The sequence below is a fragment of the Corallococcus sp. AB011P genome (assembly GCF_003611605.1).
Lineage (GTDB): Bacteria > Myxococcota > Myxococcia > Myxococcales > Myxococcaceae > Corallococcus > Corallococcus coralloides.
Genome location: NZ_RAVX01000022.1, coordinates 37,961 through 59,579, shown reverse-complemented (window position 1 = coordinate 59,579; position 21,619 = coordinate 37,961). Strand labels below are relative to the sequence as shown.

General features: G+C 69.2%; 10 protein-coding genes. 6 read left to right on the top strand and 4 right to left on the bottom strand.

Going from position 1 to position 21,619, the window contains the following annotated elements:
* Complete coding sequence (gene purU / locus D7X30_RS34880) at positions 1–864, bottom strand: formyltetrahydrofolate deformylase (RefSeq protein ID WP_120567294.1); 864 nt, start codon at positions 862–864, stop codon at positions 1–3.
* Between the two features lie 118 nt (positions 865–982).
* Here purU and D7X30_RS34875 point away from each other — a divergent pair, with 118 nt between their 5' ends.
* The 6 genes from D7X30_RS34875 to D7X30_RS34850 all read left to right on the top strand — a co-directional run bounded on the left by D7X30_RS34875 (position 983) and on the right by D7X30_RS34850 (position 14,010).
* On the top strand, positions 983–1,855 hold the full coding sequence (locus tag D7X30_RS34875) for a TIGR02587 family membrane protein (RefSeq protein WP_120567293.1): 873 nt from the start codon (positions 983–985) through the stop codon (positions 1,853–1,855).
* Positions 1,852–2,238, top strand: coding sequence for a CARDB domain-containing protein (locus D7X30_RS34870; RefSeq protein WP_120567292.1), 387 nt, complete (start codon positions 1,852–1,854; stop codon positions 2,236–2,238). Before D7X30_RS34875 ends, D7X30_RS34870 begins: the two co-directional genes overlap by 4 nt.
* A 57-nt stretch (positions 2,239–2,295) precedes the next feature.
* On the top strand, positions 2,296–4,965 hold the full coding sequence (locus tag D7X30_RS34865) for a carboxypeptidase-like regulatory domain-containing protein (RefSeq protein WP_233591979.1): 2,670 nt from the start codon (positions 2,296–2,298) through the stop codon (positions 4,963–4,965).
* A 433-nt stretch (positions 4,966–5,398) separates the two neighbouring features.
* Positions 5,399–7,717 (top strand): carboxypeptidase-like regulatory domain-containing protein, encoded by a 2,319-nt coding sequence (locus D7X30_RS34860; RefSeq protein ID WP_233591978.1) that lies wholly within the window; start codon positions 5,399–5,401, stop codon positions 7,715–7,717.
* 80 nt (positions 7,718–7,797) lie between these two features.
* Positions 7,798–11,010 carry a carboxypeptidase-like regulatory domain-containing protein gene (locus D7X30_RS34855; protein ID WP_158619442.1) on the top strand — a complete coding sequence of 1,071 codons (3,213 nt, stop codon included), beginning with the start codon at positions 7,798–7,800 and terminating at the stop codon, positions 11,008–11,010.
* A gap of 156 nt (positions 11,011–11,166) precedes the next feature.
* Positions 11,167–14,010 carry a carboxypeptidase-like regulatory domain-containing protein gene (locus D7X30_RS34850; protein ID WP_147443396.1) on the top strand — a complete coding sequence of 948 codons (2,844 nt, stop codon included), beginning with the start codon at positions 11,167–11,169 and terminating at the stop codon, positions 14,008–14,010.
* 63 nt (positions 14,011–14,073) lie between these two features.
* On the opposite strand, the gene D7X30_RS34845 is transcribed toward D7X30_RS34850, so the two are convergent.
* The 3 genes from D7X30_RS34845 to D7X30_RS34835 all read right to left on the bottom strand — a co-directional run bounded on the left by D7X30_RS34845 (position 14,074) and on the right by D7X30_RS34835 (position 21,580).
* Positions 14,074–15,891, bottom strand: coding sequence for a hypothetical protein (locus D7X30_RS34845; RefSeq protein ID WP_120567287.1), 1,818 nt, complete (start codon positions 15,889–15,891; stop codon positions 14,074–14,076).
* Positions 15,892–15,909: 18 nt separating this feature from the next.
* On the bottom strand, positions 15,910–19,995 hold the full coding sequence (locus D7X30_RS34840) for a M4 family metallopeptidase (protein WP_158619441.1): 4,086 nt from the start codon (positions 19,993–19,995) through the stop codon (positions 15,910–15,912).
* 430 nt (positions 19,996–20,425) lie between these two features.
* Positions 20,426–21,580 carry a lytic polysaccharide monooxygenase gene (locus tag D7X30_RS34835; protein WP_120567285.1) on the bottom strand — a complete coding sequence of 385 codons (1,155 nt, stop codon included), beginning with the start codon at positions 21,578–21,580 and terminating at the stop codon, positions 20,426–20,428.
* Positions 21,581–21,619 lie beyond the last annotated feature (39 nt).

Sequence of the window (21,619 nt, the reverse complement as noted above, 5' to 3'; positions counted from 1 at the left end):
TCAGCGGAACACGACGGTCTTGTGGCCGTTGAGCAGGATGCGGTGCTGCACGAACCACGTCACCGCGCGGCCCAGCACCACGCTCTCCACGTCGCGCCCCATCGCTGTCAGCGCCTCGGGCGACAGCGTGTGGTCCACGCGCTCCACGTCCTGTTCGATGATGGGTCCCTCGTCCAGGTCGCCCGTGACGAAGTGGGCCGTCGCGCCAATCAGCTTCACGCCCCGGTCGTAGGCCTGCTGGTACGGCCGAGCCCCCTTGAAGCTGGGCAGGAACGAGTGGTGGATGTTGATGAGCCGCCCGCGCAGCGCATCGCACGTCTCCGAGGAGAGGATCTGCATGTACCGGGCGAGCACCACCAGGTCCACGCGCTGCTCGCGCACCAACTCCAGCAGGCGCGCCTCCTGCCGTTCCTTGTTCTCCGGCGTCACCGGCAGGTGGTGGAACGGAATGTCGTGGGACGCGGCCAGTTGGTAGAAGTCCCGGTGGTTGGACACGATGGCCGGGATCTCCACCGGCAGGATGCCGCTGCGGTAGCGATACAGCAGGTCGTTCAGGCAGTGGCCGATCTTCGAGACCATCAGCAGCACGCGGGGCTTCTCCGCCGCGTCGTGCAGGTGCCACTCCATGGAGAAGCGCCCCGCGAGCGCACCGAAGGCCTCGCGCAGCGCCGCGGGCTGCGCCTTCCCCTCTTCATCCGCGAAGTGCACGCGCATGAAGAACAGCCGCGTCTGCGGGTCGCCGTACTGGGCGCTGTCGAGGATGTTGCAGCCGTGCTCGGCGAGCCAGCCGGAGACGGCGTGGACGATGCCGCGCTGATCCGGGCACGACAGCGTGAGGATGTATTGGGCTGGACGCTCGGTCATGGGCAGCGGCGACTATAGCCGTGGCGGGAGAAGGCTCGTCCCCGGGCGGCGGGGATTGTCCGGTGCCATGCGCGGGACACTTCCCTCTCCAGGAAGCGAACCTAGACTCTGGTCTGAGATGGCCGACAGTCCTTCAGCCAACGCGCCCCAGCGCCGCCGACCGGTGTCGGACTCCCTGCGCGAATACGGCCGGGGCATCGCGGGCGGCCTGCTCTTCAGCCTGCCGCTGCTCTACACGATGGAGGTGTGGTGGGCGGGCTTCACGTCCCATCCGGGCAGCGTGCTGGGCTACCTCGTGGCCACCTACGTGCTGCTGCTCGGATACAACCGCTACGGCGGCTTCCGCCGGGACGTGTACTGGGCCGACGTCTTCACCGACTCGCTGGAGGAACTGGGGCTGGGGCTGCTCGTGTCCACGGCCGTGCTCGTGCTCATCGGCCGCATCGGCCAGGGAACATCCCTTCAAGAAGCGGTGGGCATGGTGGTGGTGGAGGCCGGCACGGTGGCCATCGGCGTGTCGGTGGGCACCGCGCAACTGGGCGGCCAGCACCGCGAGGAGAACGAAGAAGAGGACAAGAAGCGGCTGGAGTCCTCGGACCACGTCCCCGGCCAGCTGGTCATCGCGTTCTGCGGCGCGGTGCTGTTCGCGGCCAACGTGGCGCCCACGGAGGAGATCGTGATGATCGCCGTGGAGGCGCGGCCCTGGTGCCTGCTGGGGCTCGCCGCGCTGTCGCTGCTGCTGGGCGGGCTCATCCTCTTCCAGAGCGACTTCACCCGCGCGCACCGCTTCACGCGCCGCCGTCTGCGCCGGGACGTGCTCGCGGGCACGTTCGTCACCTACGCCATCGCGCTGCTGTCGAGCGCGCTGGTGCTGTGGTTCTTCGGCCGCTTCACCGGCAACGGCCTGAGCGTCTGCGTGGCACAGGTGGTGGTGCTGGCGCTGGCGTCGACGCTGGGAGCTTCCGCGGGGAGATTGCTCATCCAATCATGAAGACGAACTGGAACTGGCTGGAGGGCGTCGTCTTCATCGCGAGCTGCGTGCTCGTGGCGCTGGTCATGGGCTACCTGGCGGTGGACGCGTGGACGACGGGCAGCGGCCCGCCGGACCTGACCGTGCAGGTGGGCGCGCCGGTGGCCGCCGCGAACGAGAAGGAGTGGCGGGTGCCCGTCACGGTGACGAACCACGGCGACTCGGCGGCGGAGGAAGTCCACGTGCGAGTATCGCTGCGAGGCGACCGCGAACCGAAGGAGGAGGCGGAGTTCGTGCTGGCGTACGTGCCGCGCCACTCCCAGCGCGAGGCCTGGGTCGCCTTCCGGCAGGAGCCGTCCCCCGAGGGCCTGGAGGCGCACGCGGTGGGCTTCGCCACGCCCTGACGCCCGCTGCTATCCTGGCCGTGCATGCGCGCTGGGAAGACGTGGTGGTGGGCCGCCGTGCTCGTCCTCGGACTGGGCGTGGCCGTGGTGTCCTTCCGGGAGCCGACAGGTCCCGCCCCTTCCTCGAACGGACGCCTCCGCGATGCACGTCCTGGCCATTCGGGAACGCGCTTCACGCAGCCGCTGGCCATGCCCGCGGAAGGCTCGCTGCGCATCACCGGCGTCGTGCGCGATGCGCGCGGTCCCGTCGCGGGCGTGCAGGTGTCCGCGTCCCGCGTGGATGCGGACACGCTGTCGGAGCGCCCCTGTCCGCCGACGCCCCCGCGCCATGAACACTCCCCACAGCGGATGCGGCAGGGGGACTGCTGCTTCCAGGACATGGAGTTGGAATACGCGCGCCTGGTGGAGGCTCGCGAGGGTGAAGCGCCCGTGCTCGCCCAGACGGTGACGGCGGAAGACGGGACGTTCGTGCTCGAGGGCCTGTCCTCCGGCGCATTCACCCTCTGGGCGCTGGGCGACACGGGCGCGGCCGTGCAGCCGGACATCCCGGCCGGCAGGGACAGCGTGACGCTGACGCTGGAGGACGGCGTCTTCCTCTCCGGCGGAGTGGTCGAGGAGCTCACGCGGGCTCCCATTCCCGGCGCGCGGGTGACGCTGATCCACGAAGCCGGGTCCCGCTTCTTCGATGCGCTCGCGGACGCCCGGGGACGCTTCCGCGTCGGGCCCCTGCCCCCGGGCCGCTACCTGCGGGTCGCGAGCGCGCAGGGGTGCCAGACCCAGGCCTTCCGCGAGGACGTCTGGCTCGATGCCGACGTGGACGTGACGCTCGTGCTCCAACGGAAGCACCGGCTCGAGGGCGTGGTGCTGACGCCCGAGGGCCTTCCCGCGAGCGGCCTGGACGTCCATCTGACGCTCTCCGAGGGAGCGGGCGAAACCGCGACCACCCGGAGCGATGGCCAGGGCCGGTTCGCCTTCGAGGACGTCCCCGCCCTTCAGCACGAGCTCTGGACCCGGACCGGGGATGAGACCGCCTATGGACAGGCCTTGGGGACGCCTCCCGAGAAGGTGGTCCTCCGGATGGAGCCCACCGGGTTCATGGAGGGGACCGTGAGGGATGAGCAGCGAAGGCCGCTCGCGGGCGTGCGCCTGCGCGTGAAGGGCCACCAACTGGGGGGGCAACCTGTTCCAGAGGTGCTGACGGATGCGGCAGGCCACTACCGTCTGGGTCCATTGCTGGATCGCAGGGTCGACCTCCGATTGCTGCTAGCGCATTACGCCGACCGGCTGGAGAGGATCACCCTGGGAGCTCCCCATGCGGGACCCTGGGACTTCACGCTCACGCGGGTTCCGTCCGTTGAAGGCCAGGTGGTCGACACGGAAGGCGTGCCGCTCGCGGGCGCCCAGGTGCGGATCACCATGACGCGCGAACTTCCGGAGCGCATCTGGGACCTGGCCGCCGTCGACGACCAGACCGACACGTCGGACGAGTCAGGCCACTTCACCGTGGACAGCACGCATGAAGGCCCAGGAAATCTGTCCGTCACGGCCCCGGGGTTCCTCGCCGTGAAGCTCCCCGTGGAGGTCCCGTCGACAGGCACCCGGGTGGTGATGAACCGGGGCGCTTCCGTGTCCGGCACGGTGATGGATGCGACAGGACATCCCCTGAGCAACGTGGACGTCCGGCTCTGGAACACCGAACCGCTGAGCGGAGATCCCCATCGCACTACCGTGGACCCACGAGGCGCCTTCTCGCTGGGAGGACTGGAGGCAGGGCACTACGTCCTGGAGGCCCGGCTGCGGACGCCCGGCATCGAGCACACCGCGTCACAGGCCGTGGACCTGGAGGCGGGAATGCAGGCCACCGTGTCCGTGCGTTTCGAGGAGGGACGCACGCTGCAGGGGATGACGGTCAGCGGCGATGGACAGCCGATGTCCGGCGTGCGCGTCCAGGCCTGCCTCCTTCTGGAGGACGTGCCCGCGTGGCAGGCCCACGCCCCCGACTGCTCCGTCACGGGAGAGCGCGGCGTCCTCTCCGGACCGGATGGCCGCTTCGTCTTCAAGCACCTGACCGCCCCGGCCTACCAGCTCATCGCCTGGAAGGAAGGCCATGCCTTCGCGCCCTCGCGCTCTCAGGGAGGAACGCCTGACAACACCGCCCTGCTCGTCACGATGGGACAGGGAGACGTCCGGTTGGCCCTGGAGCGAAGGCCCCGCCTGCGAGGACAGGTCGTGAGCGATGACGGGACACCGCTGCCCTGCAAGGTCTTCGAACGCAGCGCCTGGGTGCAGGCTCCAGACGGGACGTTCGATCTCCCACTGCCAGACGATGGCCCCGGGACGCTCCTGGTGAGCGCGAAGGGCTTCTTCGAGCTTCAGCGGAAGTTCGCCGTGAGCCCTGGAACGGACATCGACCTGGGCACGCTGTGGATGACCCGAAGCCGCACGGTGCGTTTCATCGTCTTGAGTGAAGTGACACGCGCGCCGCTGGCAGGCCTCAGGGTCGCCATCAACACGAACGCAGACGCGCCTCGGCCTGGCGTCCGCGGAAGTTCATTCTATTTCGGGATCCTCGACGCGGAAGGAAGCGCGGAGGTGGAGGGGGTGCCCTTCGAGTCCGCCACCTTCACCGTCACCATGTACGGAGGGCCGGAGCAGGGAGAAACGGACGGGGTCCTGGATGCGACCCAGGAGACCGTCACGGTGCTGATGCCCATCTCGAACCGCTGAGCCAGTCAGGCGGCTATCCTGCGCCTACGCACTTCAGGAGATGCAGCGCATGCGCAGGGGGCATCGGGTCGCCGGATTCACGGTCGTGGTCGTTGCCGGCCTGCTGCTCCTGGCCTTCTTCCTGCGTGGGCATGGGGGTGCTCCAGCTCGCGAGTCTCGTGGCGCCACCCATCCCTCCGGCGGATTCTTCGCCGGCTTCCGCGCGGGACCCTCCTCCACCCCATCCACTGGAAGCGCGCGCATCACGGGCGTGGTGCGCGATGCACGGGGCCCTGTCGCGGGCGCGCGCGTGTCCGCTTCTCGCGTGGACGCGGATTCCCTTTCGCAACGCGCCTGCCCGTCGGAACCTCCGTCCCGCGAGCGTTCCTGTGCCGGGAAGACGTGGCTGACGAAGTGCTGCTTTCATGAACGGGGATTCGAGCTCGCGCGGCTCGTGGAAGCTCGCGAGGGTGAAGCCCCCGTGTTCGCGCAGACGGTGACGGCGGACGATGGCACCTTCATCCTGGATGGACTGCCCGCCGGAGTCTTCACCCTCTGGGCCCTGGGAGACCTGGGCACGGCGATGAAGCCGGAGGTCTCAGCGGGAAGCACGGACGTGGCGCTGACGCTGGAGGCGGGCATCTTCCTCTCCGGCACGGTGATGGATGAAGACACGCGGGCTCCCATTCCCGGTGCGCGGGTGACGGCGGTCCAGGATGCGCAGTCCCGCTTCTTCGACACGCTCACGAATGCCCAGGGACGCTTCCGCATCGGGCCCATACCTCCAGGCCGATACCTTCAGGTCGGAAGCGCGCAGGGGTGGCGGACGACCGCCTTCCGTGAGGGCGTCTGGTTCGATACCGACGTAGACGTCACCCTGGCGTTGCAGAAGCAGGCCCGGATCGAGGGACTGGTGCTCACTCCGGAGGGACGGCCCGCGAGCGGCATCACCGTCCAGGCATACTTCACGGGCGTCTCGGACGACGCCTGGTCCACCCGAAGCGATGCGCAGGGACGCTTCGTTTTCGAGGACGTCGTCGGGGCTCCGTACACCGTCTGGGTCTGGGCCTGGAATGAGACCGCCATCGGCGACGCCCCGGCGAAGGCTCCCGCGCAGGTCGTGATCCGGATGGAGCCCGTGACCTTCATGGAGGGCACGGTCAGGGATGAGCGGGGCAGGCCCCTGGAGGGTGTGCTCCTGCAGGGAAGAAACCTTCCGCTGGAAGCCGCCCCCTCTCCCGATGCGATGTCCGATGCAGCGGGCCATTACAAACTGGGGCCGCTGCGCCAGACCACCATGAACCTCCAGTTGCGGCATGCTCGATACAGCGACCGGACAGAGGAGATCGACCTCCGCACGCCTCATGCGGGACCGTGGGACTTCACGCTCCAGCAAACGGTTTCGGTCGAAGGATGGGTCGTCGACACCGAAGGCACTCCGCTCCCAGGCATCCGGTTGAGACTCGCCAATGGCCCTGTGGGCACCCGGGAACGTGCCTTCATCGAAGAAACAGCGGCCCTGTCGGATGACGCCGGCCACTTCATCCTGGACACCCCGAAAGAAGGCGCGGGCCACCTCTTCATCGACTCCGAGGGCTTCTCTTCCATGGAGCAACCCGTGGAGGTCCCATCGACGGGAGTCCGCGTGGTCCTCAGCCGAGGCGCATCCGTGTCCGGGAAGGTCGTGGATGCGAAGGGAGCGCCCCTGCCCCACGCGGAGGTCTTGCTCTGGGACCCCACGGCCCTGGGTGGAGACAAAGACCCCCGCTCCCTCCAGGTGGACAGCGAAGGCACCTTCTCCGCCGCGGGCCTGAAGGCAGGACACCACGTCCTGGAGGCCCGGCTCCCGACCCCTGGCATCGAGCGCTCCGTGACCGAGGCCATCGATCTGGATGCGCACTCACAGGTGACCGTGTCGCTTCGCTTCGAGGAAGGTCGCACGGTGAAGGGGCTGACGGTCGACACCGACGGACAGCCCTTGGCCGGCGTCCGGGTCCAGGCCTGTCTCTCCCTGGAAGATGCTCCCGAGTGGCGGACCCGTTCCCTGCGCTGTGACGCCGATGACGAGCCGGGTGTTCTCTCCGGGCCGGGTGGCCACTTCGTCCTCGAGCACCTGGTGGACCCGGCCCATCAAATCGTCGCCTGGAAGGAGGGCCATGCCTTCGTTCCCTCTCGCTCCCGGGGCGGAACACCCGGGCCGGCCGCGCTGGTGGTCAGGACGGGAGCGGAAGACGTCCAACTGGTCCTGCAGGAGCGTCCCCGGTTGCGCGGGCAGGTCGTGAACGAAGACGGCATGCCCGTGTCCAGCCAGGTCTGGGTAGGGGGCCGCCGGGAGCCTGCGCCTGACGGTGCCCTCGCGTTGCCCCTGCTGAGGGATGGCCCCGGGCAGCTCACCGTGAGGGCGAAGGGCTTCTTCGCGCTGGAGCGGGACTTCGTCGTGAGCCCTGGCAAGGACATCGACCTGGGAACCCTGGTGCTGCGTCGAAGCCGGAAAATACGCTTCATCCTCTTGGACGCAGCGACCCTTGCCCCCTTGGTGGGTGCCCGCGCCTTCATTGGCCGGCGCGAGTGCGATGACCGCTCGTGCACAGGGCCGTATCCCTCTTCGTTCTACGGAAACCTCGACGCGGAGGGTGGCGCCGACGTGGAGGGGCTGCCCTTCACGCCCATCGCCATGTCCGTCAGGCTGAGGCCGGACGAGCCCACCACGGACGTGCTCCTGGATGCGCGGCAGGAGACCATCACGGTGCTGGTGCCCGCCCCGAACCGCTGAGTCAGCAAGCGGCTATCCTGCGCCCACGCACTTCGGGAGACGGGCGCATGCGCAGGGGGAATCGGGGAGCCTGGCTCGCCTTGGCGGGCATCGTCGGCCTGCTGCTGCTGGCCTTCTTCAGCCTGCACGAACGCGGGCGTGCTCCAGGGTCCTCGGCCCGCGGGGCGACCACCGCGTCCGGGTTCCCTACCCGCTTCAGCGCGGGCCCCTCCTCCACCCCATCCACTGGAAGCGCGCGCATCACGGGCGTGGTGCGCGATGCGCAAGGTCCTGTCGTGGGCGTGCGCGTGTCCGCTTCGCGAGTGGAACCCGAGGTCACGCTGTCGGAGCGCTCCTGTCCTCCTTCCGAGGACGCACCCGCTGAGACAACGCGCCGACTGATGCAGTGCTGGGACGAAGCCTTCGACGAGCTGGTGGATCAGGTCGACAAGCGCGAAGGAGATGCCCCCACTGTCGCGGAGACCACCAGCGCGGAGGATGGCACCTTCGTCCTGGACGGACTTCCCGAAGGAACCGTCACGCCCCATGCCTCCAGCGGCCAGAACGTGGCGATGCGCCCGGACGTGACGACGGGCCAGCAAGGTGTGCTCCTCGTGCTCGATGAAGGCTCCTTCTTCGAGGGCGTCGTCCTGGACGGGCCGGCGGGAACCGAGCCCATCGCGGGCGCGCGCGTCACCGTCTTCTCCCACGAACACACGCGTTTCTTCCCCGCGACCAGCGGCGCGGATGGACGCTACCGCATCGGGCCCGTGCCTCCGGCCGACTACGGCATCCTCGTCACGGCCTCCGGCCGCGGCCCCAACCTGCGCATGCGGGCGGATCCGCTGGAGGAGGACACCTTCATCCTGGACCGCCCCGCGAAGTACGCGGGCACGGTGGTGACGGCGAAGGGAGCTCCCGCGCCCGGCGTCTCCGTCCGGCTATACACGCCCAGCGCCGCGCCCGAGTCGCGCACCGCACTCACGGATGCGCAGGGGCGCTTCTCCTTTCCCTCCTTCGAAGACGTGCCCGGTCAGCTCTTCGCGGAGACGGCGGCGCATGACGGGCTGGCCCATCTCAGGACAGCGCCACGCGAGGACATCGTCCTCACGCTCGGGCCCGGCATGGTCCTCCAGGGCACCGTCAGTGATGAGAACGGACGCCCGATTCCCGGCGCACGGGTCATGGCGGATCTCCACGACGCGAACGCGCCGTCCCCGCGCGGGCAGACCGTCACGGATGCGCAGGGGCATTACCGGCTGGGCCCGCTCTTCCGGCTGCCGCACTTCGTGGCGGTCCGCGCGGAGCACTACGTCGACGATGAGCCGGAACACTACGAACTCGGTGAGGCGGAGGAGACGCTCGACTTCACCCTGCCGCGCGCCCTCTCCGTGGAGGGCATCCTCGTCGACGAGGCGGGCCAGCCGCTCGCGGGGCGCGGGGTCAGCCTCCATCCTGGTTCGGTGACCTCCGTCATCGTCGACGTCTCACGGGAGTCCACCGTGACGGACGAAGCGGGGCGCTTCATCCTGGACTCGGACGAGGCGGGGCCCGCGTGGCTGAGCGTCTCCGACGAGGCCTTCGTCCCCCAACACTTCACGGTGGAGCGTCCATCGCGGGACGTGCGGCTGGTGCTGCGCCGAGGGGCCCGCGTAACCATCACCGTCCTGAGCGCGGCGGGAGCCCCAGTGCGCGGCGCCAGGGTGGAACTGTGGAAGCAGGATGCGCGCGGCGAGTCCCACCACGCGGGCGTCACGGATGCCCGGGGACAGGCCACGCTCCGGGGCGTTCCTCCCGGGAGCTATGTGGCCGAGGCGACCCTCGCGAGACAGGCCGTGGACGTCCATGCCTCCCAACCGCTGGAGGTCCAGACAGGCGAAGCGCCGCCCGTCACGCTGCGGCTGGAGGAAGGCCGGACCTTGCGAGGCACCGTCGTGAATCCCCAGGGCCTGCCCCTGCCCGGCGTCAGCGTCCGCGCGGAGCTGCTGTCCGCGGACCGGCCCCGCTATCGCGGTGCCCAATCGATAGGAAGGGCTCCGGAGGGCGTTCGCACGGATGCCGAAGGCCACTTCACCCTGCGCTCGTTGAGCGCGGCCCGCTACACGCTCAGCGCGACGCTGGCGGAGCACCGCATCGACGGCGCCCTGTCCCAGGGCGTCCACGCGGGCGAGGACGAGACCGTCATCGTGGACAAGGACACGGCGGAGGTCCGGCTGGTGCTGCGGCGCATCCCGCATGTGCGCGGCCGGGTGGTGGCGGAGGACGGCGCGAAGCTGGAGTTCTTCGAGGTGAACGGTCGCCGGTACAAGGATCCGGAGGGGCGCTTCGACCTGCCCCTGCCCGAGGCCACCGGCGCCCAGCGGTTCGTGGTGCGCGCCAGGGGCTACGCGCCGGTGGATCGCTCCGTTACCCCAGGCGGAGATGGCGACGTGGACGTGGGCACGCTCACGCTGACGCGGGGGCGGACGGTGCAGGTGTTCCTGCGTGACGCCGCGACGGGCGAGCCGTTCACCGGACGCGTGCGCGATGACTCCGGACAGTGGGCGACCGTCGCCATCGGCTATCGGATCCATGGCGATGGCGTCGCGGACGGCCCGCCCTACCTGCCCGCCACCGGAGCGGTGCCGCGAAAAGATGGCTCGCTGCGGCTGGAGCACCTGCCCTCCGCCGCGTTCACGCTCGAGGTGGACACCCAGCTCCACCTGCCGGCGCGGGTGACGGTGGGCGAAGCGGAAGACAACATCACGCTCTCGCTCGACTCCGGCGCCCGCGTGACGGGCTACGTCCGCGACGCGCGGGGCCAGCCGCTGGGTGCCGAGCTCGTCTTCACACGCTCCGACGGCCTGACACTTCAACGCAGTCCCGCCTCCGGAGAATTCACCCTCCGGGCCATTCCCCCAGGGCTCTACACGGTGAATGCCTGGCTGATGGAGGTCACCAGTGAAACCCTCTTCCCGCCCCGCACCGTGCAGGTCCCGCCCTCGGGTGAAGTCCGCGTCACCTTCGACGAGCTTGGCACCGGCACCACCGTCACGCTGCGGCTGCCGCCGGACGTCGACCTCGCGTTGCTGTTTCCCGGTCAGGCGCCCTTCCCCGACAGCCCCAGGGCCTTCGAACACCTGCGTCTCCAGCAGCATCCCGTGGCGGAATGGACCGGCACGTCCGTCACGTTCCGCCGCGTCCCCAAGGGCCACTACACCGTCATCGCGAGCACGCGAGACAAGGACCGCGTCCATCGCGAAGAGCTGGAAGTGCCCGCCGAAGGCACGCTGTCCCGCGACGTGAAGCCGGTGTGGATGCCCCTCGCGCGCTGACTCACGACGCAGGGGCCCGCTATCCTGCCGCGCATGGGGAATGGCGGACCTGGGGGACTGAAGCCTTGGCTGGGAGGAGCCGCGCTGGCCGTCGTCGCGCTCCTCGCCTTCCTCCTGTGGAACACCGAGGCGCCTTCGTCCGCGAAGGACTCGCCCGTGACCACGGTGTCGTCCGCGACGAAGCCGGCGGCTCGGGCGACACGAGTGACCACGCCACCAAGCCCCGCGGGCACCGCGCGCATCACGGGTCGCGTGCTGGGAACCCATGGTCCGGCCGCGGGTGTGCGCGTCTCCGCCTCCCGCGTGGAGCCTGGAGTCACGCTGTCGGAGCGGTCCTGTCCCAATCCTTCCGGCCAGGACGACGCGCGGGCTCCGGCCCTCAAGAGCGGCGCGTGCAGCTTCGACTCCGAACGCATGCAGTGGGAGTCCGTGGAGGCCCGTGATGGCGAAGCCCCCGTGTTCGCGGAGGCGGCCACGGACGCGGAGGGCCGCTTCGTGCTGGAGGGGCTGCCCGAGGGCCTCGTCACGCTCTGGGCCCTGGGCGACACGGGCGCGGTGTCACAGGGGGGCGTGGCGGTGGGCTCGAACGACGTGGTGCTGACGCTGGAGCAGGGCATCCTCTTCGAGGGGACCGTCACGGACACGGACCGGAAGACCCCCATCCCCGAAGCGCGGGTGACGCTCGTCTCCCGCTGGCACACGCGCTTCTTCGACGCGGCCACCGACGCCGAGGGCCGCTTCGTCGTGGGTCCCCTCCCCCAGGGCGACTACGCCGCCATCGTCACCGCGGAGGGCCGGTCTCCGTGGTTCAAGCCGGAAGTCGAATCGCTCACCGCCATGCAGCCCGTGGTGCTCGCGCGTGCGCTCTCGCTCTCAGGACAGGTTCTCTCCGTGGACGGCGCGCCGGTGCCGGGCATCCTGGTGCACCTCGATGGTGACACCGCGACGGCGTCCACCCAGCGCACCACGACCGATGGGGAGGGCCGCTTCCGCTTCACCGCGCCCGCCGTCCTCCACCAGCTCACCGCGGAGTCCGGGGGCGCGTTCGCCACGTTGGACGTGACGCCGCCCCTGGAGCACGTGGAGCTGCGGCTCCAGCCCGGCGTGTTCGTCACGGGCACGGTGCGCGATGACGCCGGCAGCCCCATTCCCAACGCACGCGTGGAGACCTACCGGGAAGACGGCGGTCCCGTCACCGCCGAGGCGACCACCGTGACGGACGCGGGGGGCCGATACCAGTTGGGCCCCACGCGTCCCGGGCCGCATACGTTCCGGATCCTCGCGCCCCACCACCTGGACGTGGAGCTGCATGCCCAGAAGCTCCAGCAGGGCATGGCGCCCCTGGATTTCACGCTCCGGCGCGCACAGAGCGTGGAGGGCCGCGTCGTCGACACGTCAGGCGCTCCAGTCGAGGGCATCCTCCTGACGCTGTCAGGGAATCGCCTGGGCGATAGGGACGACATCGACGCAGGTGGCGCCCGTCGCTCGGATGCCACCGGGCACTTCGTCCTGGACGTGAAGCGCGCGGGGACGGGTGAGCTGTCCGTGGAGGATCCATCCTTCCAGCGTCAAACCCTCGCGGTGCGAGTCCCCTCGCGGGATGTCGTCGTGGTGCTGGACCGGGGCGCCTCCGTGTCCGGCACCGTTTCCGATTCGCGAGGGCTGCCGCTGCGGGCAGCCACCGTGACGTTGGGGACGGAGGCGCAGGAGGACGCGCCATACGAAGAGCCGCGCCAGACCCTGACGGACGAACAGGGGCGCTTCCATCTGCAAGGGATTGCCCCGGGCACGTACCTCCTGGAGGCCGTTGTCCAGGGAGACCTGATGGACGCATCCGTGTCCCAGCCCATCACGTTCCAGGCGCGCGAACACCGGGACGTGTCCCTGCGCATGGAAGCAGGCCGTGAGCGCTCCGGCATCGCGGTGGATGGGGCGGGACAGCCGCTCGCGGACGTCGCCATCACGGCGGAGCTCCCGGAGAGCGCCTCATCGGAGTGGCGCGACGTCGATGACGACGGACCTTCCGGACTCCGCACAGGTCCGGACGGACGCTTCACCTTGCGAGGGCTCGTGGCCCCCCGTTACGCGCTGTGGGCCCACCTGCCGGGCTACACCTTCCGCCCCGGGCGCTCACAGGGAGGCGAACCCAACGCGGAGCAAGGCAGCCTCTGGGTGGACTCCGGTGCGGATCCCCTCCAACTCGTGCTGGAGCGCGACGGACGCATCCGGGGCCGCGTCGTGGATCCGGGAGGACAGGCCGTCACCTCGTTCAAGGTGACTGGCCGCCACGACTTCGGACAGTCCACCGAGTCGCCGGACGGCGACTTCGAGGTTCCGTTCTCCGCCGCGGGCCCGGCCATGCTGACCGTGACGGCCCCCGGCTTCATGCCACTGGAGCGCGCCGTGACACTGTCGGAAGGCGTGGACCTGGACCTGGGCGTGCTGACGCTCGACCCTGGTTGGACGCTGCGGCTCGCGGTCCACGACGCGGAGACCGGCGAAGCCCTGTCCCAACTGGAATCCTTCCGCGCGACCCTCACCGAGCCAGGAGACTCCGACATCACCCGCGCGATGTCGCGTCCCCGGAGCGTCTCCCTTCGCGACGGTGTCTACACCCTGTCGCAGCTGCCGCCCCCGCCCTTCACCCTGTCGCTCCAGAGCCGGAACACGCGCCCCTTCGAGCAGGAGGTGACGGCCCGCGTGGACACGCTCACCGTGGCCCTGGACCGCGCCGCGACGGTGCGGCTCCTGGCGCAGGACACGAACGGAACGCCCCTGCCCGCGCTCGTCTCGCTGAAGGAGGTGGGGAGATTTCCCATGACCCGCTACCAGGACTTCGCCCCAGGGGGCACGCTCGTCATCCGGGGTGTCGAACCGGGCGAGTACCTGCTGGATGCCCGCGCGGCCGACCCGGAAGAAGGGCCCCGCTTCACGCCCCGGAAGGTGCGGATTCCCCCCCGGGGCGAGGTGACCTTCACCGTGGAGGCCGCCCCTCCGTAGCATCAATGAAAACGGCGGCCTTCCCTGGGGAAGGCCGCCGCTCTCACTGCTTCAGGCTCCGGACTACTGAGCGGTGGTGATGGTGCCCACCGCCACGTTGATGACCTGCAGCGAGCCGGAAGCCGGCAGCGCGTGCGCCTTGAGGACGGTCAGCGGCACCACGGTACCGGCCGGCGTCTCGGCACTGGCCTTCACGGTCAGCGCCACGGACAGCAGCGCGCCGTTGTACGCGTGCGCCGGAGCGCCCTTCTGGTACACGCCCACGCTCAGCATGCCGCCCTTCACGGCCGACTTGAGCAACTGGGGCGCGGTGCCAAGGTCGTAGCCAGCGTTGGCCACGTACTCGGAGCCGTCCACGGTGGACCAGGACGCGGTGTCCGCATCCAGCCCCAGCTTCAGGTCCGCGCCACGGCCGGACTGACCCGTGGGGCCCACCAGGTCCAGCACCAGCGTGTTGCCCGAGGACAGGCTGGCGTTGCGAACCAGGCGCCAGCCCGTACCCGTGGGGTCCACGTACTTCACCGTGCCGGCGACGGGCACGGTGATGACGGCGGAGTCCTTCTGCGACGGATTCGCCACGCTGGTGGCCGTCACGGTGTACGTGCCCGGCTTGTTCGGCGCGGTGTACACGCCGGCGCTGGTGACGCTGCCGTTGGCCGAACCGCCCTCCACGGCCCAGGTCACCGCGACGACGGAGCTGCCCGTGACTTCGGCCGCGAGGTTGACGGCACCCCCCTGGTCCACGGTGGCCGTCTTCGGAGAGACCGTCACCGTCACCGTCGGAAGGACGACGCCGCTCACGGTGAGGGTGGCCGAGTCGGACTTCGTCGGATCCGCCACGCTGATGGCCGTCACGGTGAACGTGCCATCGCGGCGCGGCGCCCGGTACACGCCCGTGCTGCTCACGGTGCCGTTGTCGTCACCGCCCTCCACGGACCACTGCACCGCGAGGTTGTTGGTCCCGGTGACCTGCGCGGACAGGGAGAAGGCGGCATCCTGCGCCACCGTGCCCGTCTTCGGAGAGACCGTCACCACCACCGTCTCGACGACGACGGGGTCCACCCGGATGGTGGCCGTGGCCTTCTTCGTCGGGTCCGCCACGCTGGTGGCCGTCACGGTGAACGAGCCCGTCTTCTTCGGCGCGCGGTACACGCCCGTGCTGCTGACGTAGCCGTTCGCGTCACCACCCTCCACGGACCACTGCACCGCGAGGTTGTTGGTGCCGGAGACCTGGGCCGTCAGCTGGACCGTGCCATCCCACGTCGTGCTGCCCGACGTGGGGCTCACGGTCAGCTTCACCTCCTCGACGACGACCGGCTCCACCGTGATGGAGGCGGAGCCCTTCTTCGTCGGGTCCGCCACGCTGGTGGCCGTCACGGTGAACGTGCCGGACTTGCTCGGCGCCGTGTACCGGCCCGTGCTGCTGACGGTGCCGTTCTCGTCGCCACCTTCCACGGACCACTGCACCGCGGTGATGGAGGAACCGGAGACCTCCGCCGTGAGGTCCGTGACGGTCCCCTGCCCGATGGTCACCACCTCCGGCGTCACCTTCACGATGACCGTCGGAGTCTGGACTGCCTCCACCTTGACGGTGGCCGTGTCCTTCTTCGAGGTGTCCACCGCGTTGGTGGCCACCACGGTGTACGTGCCGGCCTCGGCCGGCGCGGTGTAGATGCCCGAGCTGCTGATGGTGCCGCGGGAGTCGCCTCCCTCCACCGACCAGAGCACGCGCGTTTCCTTCGCGTCCTTCACCGAAGCGCTGAAGGTCGTCTTCTCACCGGCCTTCACCGTGACGGTCTTCGGAGTCACCGTCACCGGCCCCGAGTCGGGGTCGGAGCAGGCCGCCAGCGCCCCAATCAGGAGCGGAACAATGAGCTTCATCCACGTTTTCATGGGGAATTACCGTCCGAACTGGCTGACGAAGAGGGTGATGTCGTTGTCGTTCACAGAGCCGGCGCCGTCGAGGTTGGTCTCCTCGGAGCCGTTGGTGCCGTAGTCCTGCGCGAGCAGGCCCATGTCCTCTCCGTCCACGACGTTGTCGCCATTGATGTCGCCCGTGTAGACCTGGATGGCCGCCACGGCCTTCGCCGTCGGTACCACGACGCTCGCCGCGGACACGTGGCACAGGCCACGGGCCACGGGCGCCGCGTAGACGCCGGCCGCGTTGACGGTGCCGCACACGCGGCCCTCCGCCACGGACCAGGTCACCTCCGTGTTCACCACGTTCGCCACGTTCGCCTGCAAGGCGACGGAGCCACCCACCGGCACCACGTGCTGCGCCTCCAGGAACTCCACCGTGACGGGCAGGAGCGTGAAGGGCGTGGTCGCCTTGGCCGAGTTGCCGTAGGCGTCGTACGCCACCGCCTCGAGGATGTGCTCCCCCGGCGCCAGCGGAATCGGGAACAGCGGCAGCGTGTACGGCGCGGACGAGACCCGGCCCTTCAGGGCGCCGTCCACGTAGAACTCCACGTACACAACGCCCGTGTCGTCGGTGGCCTCGGCCCGCATCGCGTAGGTCTCGAACAGGCCCTCCACGCTGGCGGTGATGTGCGGCGCGCCCTGGTCCTGGAGGGTGGAGTTGCGCACCTCGAAGGTCACCGTGCGCTCCGTCACGTTGCCTGCCTTGTCCGTGGCCACCGCCTTGAACTGGTGCGGGCCGTTGGACAGGCTCCTCGTGTCGAACGCCTTCGCGTAGACGCCCTGGACGTCCGTGAACGAGGCCGCCGGGGCGTCGTCCACCAGGAACGCGAGGCTGGACGTCCAGACTTTGTCGCTCACGGAGGCCGTGAGCTGCACCGTCCCGTAGCTGCCCTCGACCGCCACGGAGAGCGTGGGGCTCTCTATGTCCGCCTGGGTGGACGTGACCAGGTTGACGTCATCCAGGAAGAACTGGGTGACTCCGCCCGTCACCTGCGCGACCGCCGTCTGGTCCGCGTCGAAGAACAACTGCACCGTCTGGCCCTTGTACGAGGTCAGGTCGAAGCGGTGCAGGCGGTACTCCCCGCCGGTGTCATCCAGGTTGGAGAGCGTCTTCAGCGTCGCCAGCTCGGTGCCGGCGGAGTCCCGCAGCTTCGCGCTGATGGTGTGGCGGGCCACGGCGTCGGTGAACGCACCGTTGTAGAGGCGCAGCCAGAAGCTGTAGATGGCCGAGGTCGCGGTCGCCGGAATGGCCACGGATTGACGGACGGAGTGCCGCGCCGGACCCGCGTTGGTATAGAAGACGTACATGCGGCTGCCGGTGTGCGCGAAGGACGCGCTGGTGAGGATGCCCGTCGAGCCCGACTGCGTCGTCGCGCTCGTCCAGTTCGTGGAGGCCTCGAAGCTGGGGTTGAGCACGAGCTGGGTGGACGTGGTGTCCACGTAGAACGTCACCGCGGGAGAATCCCCCACGTTGCCATCCGCGTCCGTGGCCCGGGCGACGAGCGTGTGCGCGCCGGCCGTCAGCGTGGAGAGGTTGACGACCCGGGTGAACGACTTGACCGAGTTGCCCAGGGACACGCCGTCGACGAGGAACTCCACCGCGTTGACGAAGCCGTTGTCGGACACGTCCGCGAAGTAGCCCACGCGCGTGCCGGAGAAGACCACGTTGGCCGCCACCCGGGGCGCCTCGGCGTCCGCCGCGCGGGTGACGCGCAGCGAGAAGTCATCCACATGGAAGTTGGTGGCGAGCGAGGCGTTCTCGCTGCCTTCCAGGAAGATTCGCACCGTCTGGCCCGCGTAGGCCGTCAGGTCCACGCTCTGCTGCGTATAGCCCAGCGTCGAATCCAGGTTGGACCACGTCGCCACCGTCCCCAGCACCGTGCCCGAGGTGTCGCGCACCTGCAGCGTCAGCGTGTCGCGCACGGCGGTGGTCGTCGTCTCGGAGGTGGTGATGTTGAGGAAGAAGGTCAGCGCGGCCTTGGTGACGCCGGCGGGAAGGGTGACGTCCTGCCACAGCCGGTCGACGTGCGTCGTGCCATAGCCGTTGAGCCATGCGAAGCCCTGGCCGTTGCGCGGGCCGGAGGAGACCGGGAAGTTGATGTTCGACGGGTCATCCGTCCAACCCAGGGTGTCCTGTTCGAAGCCCGGGTTGATCAGGAGCTGATCGAAGCTGTTGGAGACGGTGAAGCTCGCCGGAGCGGACGCGGTGGAGTTGCCGGCCGCGTCGAATGCCACCGCCACCAGCGCGTGCGCGCCGTTGGTCAGCGAGGTGGCGTCCAGCGGGAGCTGGTACGGCTGGGCGGAGACGATCCCCGCCGGGGCGCCGTCGACGAAGAACTCCACGCGGGCCACGCCGACGTTGTCGTCGGCCTGCGCCTTCAACTGGAGGACAGGCGCGCTGCCAGCGACGCTCGCGACGACGGTGGGGGCCGTGCGGTCATCATACGTCCCGGCGGTGTAGCCCACGTTGATGGCCGCGAAGGCGTTCTGCACCGCGCGGTACTCGTTGGACTGGGAGCCGAAGAGGTCCGCCGCGGCCTGGAGGCTGCTGGTGCGGGCCGACAGGTAGTTGGACGACGGGAACAGGTAGACGGTGAGCGCGCGGTACCAGATGGCCGCCGCCTTGTCGTTGCCGATGCCCCTCATGCCCGCGGGCAGGTAGGTGCTGGAGAAGTCGGTGCTGAGCGCCAGCGGCTGCACGCCCTGGGACAGGAAGTAGAAGGCGCGGTTCATCGGGCCGCTGCTGTAGTGCACGTCGATGTTGCCAAGGCCCGGGTACCAGGCGTCCACGCTCGCGCCGTCCAGCGACGGGCGGAACATGATGCGCAGCGGGAACGCGCTGAGCTGCTCGCCCATGAGCCAGTTGCCGCCGGTGTCACCAATGGTGCTGCCGCGGCCGTTGGCCACCCAGAACTCCGTCAGGGCGCCGAAGATGTCCGAGTTGGCCTCGTTGAGGCCGCCGGACTCGCCGTCGTAGATGAGTTTGGCCGTCTGCGAGGTGACGCCGTGGGACATCTCGTGGCCCGTCACGTCGAGCACGCCCAGGGACCTGAAGCCGCCGGCGGCCGGGAACGAGCCGTCGCCGTAGCTCATGCAGAAGCAGCCGTCGCTCCAGAAGGCGTTGTTGTAGAGGTTGCTGGCGTGCACCCGGTTGTAGGTGGGCGAGCCGACGCCGTCGATACCGTCGCGGCCGAGGATCTTCTTGTAGAAGTCCCAGGTCGCCAGCAGGCCGAAGTGCGCGTCGACGGCGGCCGTCTGGCCGTTGGTGCTCAGGGTGTTGTTGGCACCCACGATGTAGTTCTGCCCGTCGCCCCAGACGTTGTCGGCGTCCGTGTAGAGGGTCAGCGTGGGGATGACGCCGTTCTGCACGGCGGCGTGGTTGACGTCGTAGGTCCGGATGCCCTCGCCGCCGGCGCGCGTGACATCGCGCAGCTCGAAGAGGCCCTGGGCGTTCTGGAAGACGTCCAACGGGACGTCACCGCTGTACTGCGAGTGGCCGAGGCCCTTGGCGGCGGCCGTCTGGAGTGAGTTCCACTGCTTCAGCACCTCGCCCGACTGCGCGTCGACGATGAAGTCCGTGTGCTTGACGCCGTCCTTCGCGTTCTCCAGCTCGGTGTGCACGTGGTACGCGAGCCGGTAGCTGACGACCTGCGTGTCGAAGTCCGCCGCGTTCTGCTCAGCGACCGGCTTGCCGGGGTAGCGGTTCACGAGCCGCGTCAGGGGGTAGACGATGAGCTCGCTCTTCGGCGTGACGGCGAACTCGCCCTTGGGCGCCAATTCCTGGGTGGCCTTCGTCACCGCGGACTTCGCGTCCAGCCTGGGCGTCACACCCAGGCGGATGCCCTTGCGCAGGCCGTCGGTGGTGATGCGGATGTCCTCCGCGGACAGTCCCTGGTGGGTGATGGCCATGGCGCCCCACACGGGTACGCCCTGGTATGTCTGCTCGAAGCGCGCGTGCGTCTGGCCAAAGGAGTCCGTGCTGGAGCTGGACAGCTGGAAATCGTCCCGCGAGCTCAGCCCGAGCTTGAGGCTTTGCGCCTTGAGGTTTGCCAGGGATTGCGCCACACGCGCTGGCTCCCGGACCTGGAGCTGCATCAGCGTGGATGGGGCAACAGGGGTGAGTTTCTCAGCCGCGAGGGATGAGCTCGCCGAGAAGAAACCGGCGAGGAGCAGAGGCCACCGGGGCCACGGCTTGGGCATGGAATTGACTCCACAGCATGCAGGGGAACTCCCGCCGTCAGCACCCGTGGGGGCGTGCTGCCGGCGAAAGGATCACGCTCATGGCGGAGGGTCTGGACAGACTCAGACCTTTCCCCCCGTGTGTTCCATGATCAGCGTAATTGTCCACCAGTATACAGTGTCGAAATCCCAAGAAAATGGGGGGAAGCCCTGAGCCACGAAACGGCCACGGAAATCACTCGGAGTCACGACGTATCCACTCCAAGTCACGTGAGTCTGAAGGGGCGCCGCACCCACATCGCGGACTTCGCCTGGGCTAGTTGGCGCGCTCCCACGCGTCCTGCCAGGCCATGCCCGTGCCCGGCGCGTAGTGCGACGCCGCGCCCTTGCACCAGCCGGAGTACGGGAAGGGCTTGCAGCGGTAGATGAGCCCGTCGGTGCCCTCCACCAACGTGCCCGCCGTGTAGCTGTCGATGCCCGCCGGGTACTTGTACTGCGCGGATCCGCCGGTGGACGGCTTCTCGATGTCCACCTGGAACGAGTAGCCCGTCTCCTTCGCGTACACGCGGTTGCCCAGCGCGTCCTGCACCGGCGTCACGCTGCCAGTCGTCTGGAGCACGCCCACCTGCACGCGGCTGGAGCCCGCGTTCACCTGCTGCGCCAGCCGATACATCCACGTGGCCGCGGGCGTGGCCACATCGAGCGTCAGCGGATACGACTCGGCGTCGCGGCCCGCGCTGTCGAAGAGGCGGAACGTCACCTTGCTCGACTTGGGCAGGTCCTCGCGCGCCTGCACCTGGCCCAATTCCTTCCACGACACCGGCGGGGGCGGCGTGTTGCTGAACTTCACGTCCGTGCAGGCGTAGAAGGCCTCCGGGCTGTCCGCGCGCTGCCAGATGGCGTAGATGACGTGCGAGCCCGTCCGGGTCGCAGGGAACGGGCAGTTGAGCCGGTAGCGGTTGTTCACCGCGGACACGTTGGTGACGTTGCAGAACGGCGTCGACTCCAGGTCCGACCACTTCAGGGGCAGCGCCGGGTTGTAGCCCTCCTTCGTCACGAAGAGCTGGAAGTAGCCCGTGGCGTGCACCGCGGTGGCGTGGAAGACGAACTCGAAGCGGCCGCTGCTGTCCGGGGTGATGAGCGTGGACGGCCAGTCCGTGCGCGCCAGGTCCAATCCCTTGTGACTCTCATTGGCGGCGCTGCACAGCTTGCCGTCGGGGATGATTTCGCGGTGACGCCCGTTGGCGGCGCCCTGCCGGACGCCGTTCCAGTCATACAGCGCCTGCGTCCCACCGGCCTGCACCATGGCCTTGCACGCGGCGGACCTGGGACTCTCCGGCCCTTCCTTGAAACATCCATAGACGCGGCTCAGCGGTACTTCCATGGAGCCGTGCGCCGCCGCCGGACCGGCGGACAGCAGGGAGACAAAAGCGAGCGACGCGGTGAAGGCCTTGCGGATTGCTGGGAACATCCCTTCCTCCTCTGTTCGAAAACAAAGGAGGAAAGGCGG